Origin of the sequence: Kineococcus esterisolvens (assembly GCF_050871405.1) — a bacterium.
Classification (GTDB): Bacteria; Actinomycetota; Actinomycetes; order Actinomycetales; family Kineococcaceae; genus Kineococcus.
This window is the reverse complement of record NZ_JBJLRI010000128.1, coordinates 1-5,663: the sequence shown is the minus strand read 5'-3', so window position 1 is coordinate 5,663 and position 5,663 is coordinate 1. Positions and strand designations below refer to the sequence as shown.

At 75.8% G+C, this 5,663-nt stretch carries 4 protein-coding genes; 1 reads left to right on the top strand and 3 read right to left on the bottom strand.

Annotated elements, in window-relative coordinates:
* Positions 1–11 precede the first annotated feature (11 nt).
* The 3 genes from ACRYR8_RS20885 to ACRYR8_RS20875 are packed head-to-tail and all read right to left on the bottom strand — an operon-like array spanning position 12 to position 2,613.
* Entirely contained in the window at positions 12–416 is a 405-nt protein-coding gene (locus ACRYR8_RS20885) for a DUF3492 domain-containing protein (protein WP_432486205.1), read from the bottom strand.
* Positions 417–460: 44 nt separating this feature from the next.
* Entirely contained in the window at positions 461–2,152 is a 1,692-nt protein-coding gene (locus ACRYR8_RS20880) for a hypothetical protein (protein WP_432484911.1), read from the bottom strand.
* Positions 2,149–2,613, bottom strand: a complete 465-nt coding sequence (locus ACRYR8_RS20875) for a hypothetical protein (RefSeq protein WP_432484913.1) — start codon at positions 2,611–2,613, stop codon at positions 2,149–2,151. Before ACRYR8_RS20875 ends, ACRYR8_RS20880 begins: the two co-directional genes overlap by 4 nt.
* A 387-nt stretch (positions 2,614–3,000) precedes the next feature.
* On the opposite strand from ACRYR8_RS20875, the gene ACRYR8_RS20870 reads away from it, so the two are divergent.
* Positions 3,001–5,565: a fibronectin type III domain-containing protein gene (locus ACRYR8_RS20870; RefSeq protein ID WP_432484915.1), complete on the top strand. Its 2,565-nt coding sequence runs from the start codon at positions 3,001–3,003 to the stop codon at positions 5,563–5,565.
* Positions 5,566–5,663: the final 98 nt, after the last annotated feature.

The window sequence follows — 5,663 nt, the reverse complement described above, 5'->3', positions numbered from 1 at the left end:
GGGCCCGGCCGTCACCGGCGGCGGCGACCCGGGCGGCCGCGGGGCCCCCCGGGGGGGGGGGGGGGGGGGGGGGGGGGGGGGGGGGGGGCGCCCCCCCCCCCCCCCCCCCCCCCCCCCCCCCCCCCCCCCCCCCCCCCCCCCCCCCCCCCCACCCCCCCCCCGCCCCCCCCCCCCCCCCCCCCCCGGCGCCGTTGCGGCCGGGGTCCGGTGCGCCGCGGCACGCGTGGGCCCCACAGCTGCAGGTGCCCGCCCAGCGTCGCGTTCGGCGGCAGCTCGAAGACGGGTTCCTCCAGCTCCGCGCCGGTCAGCGCGAACACCGACCACCGCACGTCGGGAAGCCCCCGCAGCAGCAGGTCGCACCAGGTGCTCACCCCGCCCACGACGAACGGGTACGTGCCCTCGGTGAACAGCGTCACGCGCGGGCCGCTCCCGCTCGCCGGACCGGTGACGTCAACGACGCTCACGCGGCACCCGCCCCCAGCGCCACGCGCACCGCGTCGCGGGCTGCGACGGGCAGCCAGCCGCAGCGCGCTCCCGCGTACGCCTCGCCGGCACCGCCGTCCGCGGGGAGCGTCACCGGCACCTCCACGTCCACGTCGGCCTCCAGCAGCAGTTCCCCGCCCCCCGTGCGGGCACGCACCGCGCCCGCCGAGAGCGCCGCGCGCCACGCCTCGCGCCTGCGCAGCTCGTGCGCCACCTCGTCCATGGACGGGTTCAGCAGCACCGTCGCCGGCGCCAGCAGGCGCGCGTGCTCGGCGAGCACCCGCGCCAGGAGGTCCAGCAGCACCCGGTCGTCGGTGACGTTGGACTGGTGCGCGAAGATCGGCCGGGGGTCGGCGGCCAGCACGCGGCCCAGCACGACGTGCGCCTGCGCGCTCAGGAACCCCTCGCGCGAGGGGGCCGGTGCCCCGTGCCGGTGTTCCTGGTCCGCCAGCAGCCCCGCCCACGTGCTGACGTGCGTGGTGACCTCCGTGGGGTGGCGCGGCACGACCGTGGCCGGTCCCAGCGCGGACGGCCCCGGACCGCGCGAGGCGTCGGCGGCCACGGCGCGGACCCCCGCGCGTTCCAGGACCCGCGGCAGCGCGGGGTTGCCGAGCCCGGAGTGCGCGCCCGTGACCAGGGCCGTGGCGCTGGCCGGCACACCGGTCTCCTCGGCCCAGCGCCGGTTCCGCTCCACCTGCTCGTGCAGGGCCTGCTCGTCGAGGTCGTCGAGGTCGCGGTGGTCCCACGTGTGGTTGATCCAGCGGAACTCGGCCGCGGCCGCCAGCAGCGCCCGGGTCAGGGGGTCGTCCGCGTCCGCACCGGCGCCGTTGTGCGCCAGGTCCAGGGTGAAGGAGTGCTCCCGCTGCCAGGTCACGAGGGCGTCGACGTCCTCGGGCCGCATGCGCACCGTCGGCGCGGTCTCGCCCACCCGGACGCCGGGCGTCGTCCAGTTCGCCAGGAACACGTCGTCGACGTGGCAGGAGAGGGCGTGCCGCAGCACGCCCAGGTGGACGCCGCGCGTCACCCAGGTCAGCAGGCTGCGCGCCAGCAGCAGGCCGTGCAGGGAGTCCTCGGCGGTGTTCACCAGGACCAGCAGGTCCTCCAGGCCGTCGCCGGCGTCCAGCGCGCCGGCGAGGGGGGCGCCGTCCCCGGTGACGAGCAGGGGGGTGAAGGGCCCCCCGTCCTCGGCGCGGCCCAGGTACGCCCAGCAGTCGGGGGCGAGGGGCAGTTCCCCGCGCAGGTCGCCGAACACCTGCCTGCCGGCGGGGGTCACCCGCGCGGTCGCGCCGTCGGTGGGGGCACCGGTCACCTCCACCACGCCGGTGCCTGCCCCGGGGAACTCGTAGGCGCGCAGCAGTCGCACGCCGTGGTGGTGGCGGTATCCGGCCAGGACGGTCGCGGACGCCGTGTCCAGGTCGTCGGCGGTGGTCGTGGTGCGCACCGCGGCGTGGAACCGGCCGGTCCCGTCGGGGTGCTGCAGCTCCTCCTCGCGCAGCGGCTGCGCGGCCGTGGGCCTGCGCAGCTCGTACGGGCACCCGGTGCGTTCCAGCAGTTCCAGCCAGAACCGCGTGACCGGGTCGTCCTCGAGGCCGGTGGAACCGGCCAGCAGCAGGACCCGGGCTTCGGCGTGCGCGGCGGCTCGCCCGCCGGAACGGTCCGCCGTCGTCACCCGGCGACCCGCTGCACGGGTGCCGGTTCCCCCGTCACCGGCGCTCCGTCCTCGGCGGGGCGCACCGGGCCGCGGTCCGCGGCCCGGCGGCGGCGGTCCAGCACGCGCCGGTCGATCTCCATGACGGAGGTTCCCGCCAGGAGCTGGCGCTGCATCTGCGAGGCCGCCACGACCAGCTGGTCGAGCACGTCCAGCAGCGACTGCCGCATCGACTCCGCCTGGGCCAGGACGTGGTGCGCCTGGTCCTGCGCCTCCAGGGGGTCCTGAGCCCCGGGGGAACCGGTCGCGACGGGGACCGCGGACAGGGCGTTGAGCTGTTCCGCGACGCTGCCGATGCCCACCGGCCGCTGGCGCTCCAGGCGCAGGCGCACCACCTCCTGCGTCAGGCGGTCGACCTCCGCGCGCAGTTCCGCCTCGTCACGGTTCGTCGCGTTCCCGCGTCCCCACCGGCGAGCCACCATCGTTCCTCCTCCTCAGGGGCCGATCTCCCACCGGCCGTCGACCTGATCGACGGTAACGGACCGGATGCGCCGCCAGGGGGTGGCTCCGCCGGGGTTCACCCGTGCGAGGGGTCACGTCACCCTTGGTCGTGACTGTGCTGTTCCTCGGTGTTGGACCGCCGTGGAGGACGGGGGAGCGGGCGGCAGTCGCGCGCTCGTGCGCGGGGTCGCGGTGCTCGCACCGGAAACGCTCACACCCGGTGACGAGTACCGCCGCTCGTGTCACCCGTCGGGCGGTACGGGTGAACTCGGGCGGCAACCGGGTGCCGCCACCGTCGCGCCTGCCGGCCACTACACGGGTGGTCCCTACCTTCCTCACGAACACCTGACAGGAACCGGAAGGACGTCATGCCGCCCAGGCGCAGCACCCACCGCCGCCCCCGAACCGCCGCACGTCTGCTGCTGCTGGCCCTGGCCGGCTCGGTGGCGCTGCCGTTGTCCACCGCGCTGCCGGTGCAGGCCGCCACCGGGACCCGCGTGAACCTCGAAGTGCTCGTCGTCACCAACGGCGACCCCTCGGTGAACGCGATCGCCGTCCAGCTGGACCGCGAGGGCGTCCCGCACACCCTCGTCGACCTCGGGAGCGGGGGACGCCCCGCGATCGGCGAGGAGTTCCTCGTCGACCCGGTCACCGGCGCCGCCCGCTACCAGGCCGTCGTGCTGCCCAACGCGGCCCCGGCCGGAATGGACCCGGCCGAACTGGAAGCCCTCGCCGCCTACGAGCGCCGCTTCGGCGTGCGCCAGGTGAACGCCTACGTGTACCCCGGCAGCGGGACCGGCGGAAGCGCCACGTACGCCGGCTCCCTCGACGGCGCCACCGGCACCGTCACCGACGCCGGCAAGGCCGACGGCTTCTCGGAGCTGTCGGGGTCGTTCCCCGTCGACGACGTCGACCCCGGGACGCTCGAGGTGTACGGCTACCTCGCCCAGCCGGCCGCCGGGACCGGTGAACGTGTCACGCCGGTGCTCACCGCCCGCCTGGGCGACGCCGACGGCAGCATCGCCTGGGAGGTCGAGTCGGGCGGGCGTGAGCAGCTCATGGTCTCCGCCGCCTACAACGAGTCCATGGAGTGGTTCAGCACGGTCGGGCACGGGATCGTCTCGTGGATGACCCGCGGCGTGCACCTCGGGTACCACCGCTCGTACTTCGACGTCCAGGTCGACGACGTCTTCCTGCCCGACGGCCGCTGGAGCGTCGACGGGAACTGCACCCCCGGTGACGACTGCGTCGACCCCGGCGTCACCACGTCGGACATCCGCATGACGGCCGCTGACGTGCAGCGCCTGTCCGACTGGCAGAAGGCCCAGGACTTCGAGCTGACGATGGTCTTCAACGGCGGCGGCAGTGACGCGGCGAAGGCGGAGAACGGCGGGACCGACGCCCTCACCGACGCGTTCCTCGCCCGCAAGGACGAGTTCACCTGGGTGAACCACACCTTCACCCACCCGTACCTGGGGTGCGTGCAGATCGCCCCCACGGTCGTCGGGCAGCCGTGGCGCTGCGCCACCGACCCCACCGAGACGCCGCGCCAGGACCCCGAGGTCCCCGCCCAGGAGAGCGGCGGGCTGCAGTGGGCGTCGCAGGCGTACATCACCGAGCAGGTCAGCAGCAACATCGACTGGGCGCGGGCCAACGCGCTGCCGCGCTTCGACGCCACCGAACTGGTCACCGGCGAGCACTCCGGGCTGACGACGACGAACCAGCCGCAGGACAACCCGTTCCTGGCGCCGGCGCTGCAGGCGGCGGGCGTGACCACACTGGCCTCCGACGCTTCCCGTGAGAAGGACGCGCGCGCCGTGGGGCGGGCCGTCACCGTGCCGCGGTACCCGATGAACATCTACTACAACACCGGCACGTACCTCGACCAGATCGACGAGTACAACTGGTACTACACCTCGCGCTCCGTGGGCGGCAGCGGCGTCTGCGACGACAACCCCGCGACCACCACGTGCATCACCCCGCTGGCGGCGGCGGACGCCGACCAGGCACGCAACAGCTACGAGCAGTACCTCAAGCCGCTGGAGGTCCGCAACGCCCTGCGCCGCGTCCTCGCCGACGACCCGCGCCCGTTCTACGCGCACCAGTCCAACCTCGCCGAGGACGCGCTGCTCCTGCCCGTGGTGCAGGGCGTGCTGGAGGCGTACCGCGCCACCCACACCGCCGACGCCCCGCTGATCACCCCCACCCTCACCGAGCAGAGCCGCCAGCTCAGCCGCGCGAGCGCGTGGCGGGACGCACGTGCCGGTGTCACCGCGTACCTGGACGACCAGGGCGTGCACGTCACCGGACCCGCCGGCACCACCGTCCCGCTGACCGTCCCCGGGAACGCGTCCACCACCGTCGCGCTGGAGGCCCACGGCGGCCAGCGCTCGGCGTGGATCGCCGCCCCCGCGAGCGACACGGTCCTCGCCACGCCGGGCGAGGGTGCCGAGAGGTTCGGGTACGCCGGCGCTTCGACGTCGCCGGTTCCGACGTCGCCGGTTCCCACGTCGCCGGTTCCGACGTCGCCGGTTCCCACGTCGCCGGTTCCCACGTCGCCGGTTCCCACGTCGCCGGTTCCCACGTCGCCGGTTCCGACGACGCCGGTCGCGGCGCTCCCGGGCGCACCGGTCGTCGGCACCGCCTCGTCGGGGCGCCTGCGGGACCGCCACGCCACCGCCACCGTGCGCTGGAGCCCGCCGAGCACCGGCGGGACGCCGATCACCGGCTACCGCGTGACCGCGACCCGGTTGTCGTTCCTCGGCAGGCCGATCGCCACCGTGACAGGCCCGACGGTGCACGCGGCCAGCGCCCGCAGCGCCACCGTCGTCCTGCCGGTGCGCGGTGCCCGGTACCGGTTCACCGTGCAGGCCGTCACCGCGGCGGGTGCGGGTCCCGCCTCGGCCGCCTCGAAGGCCGTCTACGCGTGGTGAGGGTCCCCCTCGCGCGTCTCGGCGCCCCGCGCCCGCCGCCCCGCCGGCGGGGGGGGGGGGGGGGGGGGGGGGGGGGGGGCGCGCGCCGCCCGCCGGCC

Excerpts from the sequence above, each read along its gene's own strand:
- ACRYR8_RS20875 (WP_432484913.1), bottom strand. The coding sequence starts at position 2,613 with ATGGTGGCTCGCCGGTGGGGACGCGGGAACGCGACGAACCGTGACGAG.
- ACRYR8_RS20870 (WP_432484915.1), top strand. The coding sequence starts at position 3,001 with ATGCCGCCCAGGCGCAGCACCCACCGCCGCCCCCGAACCGCCGCACGT.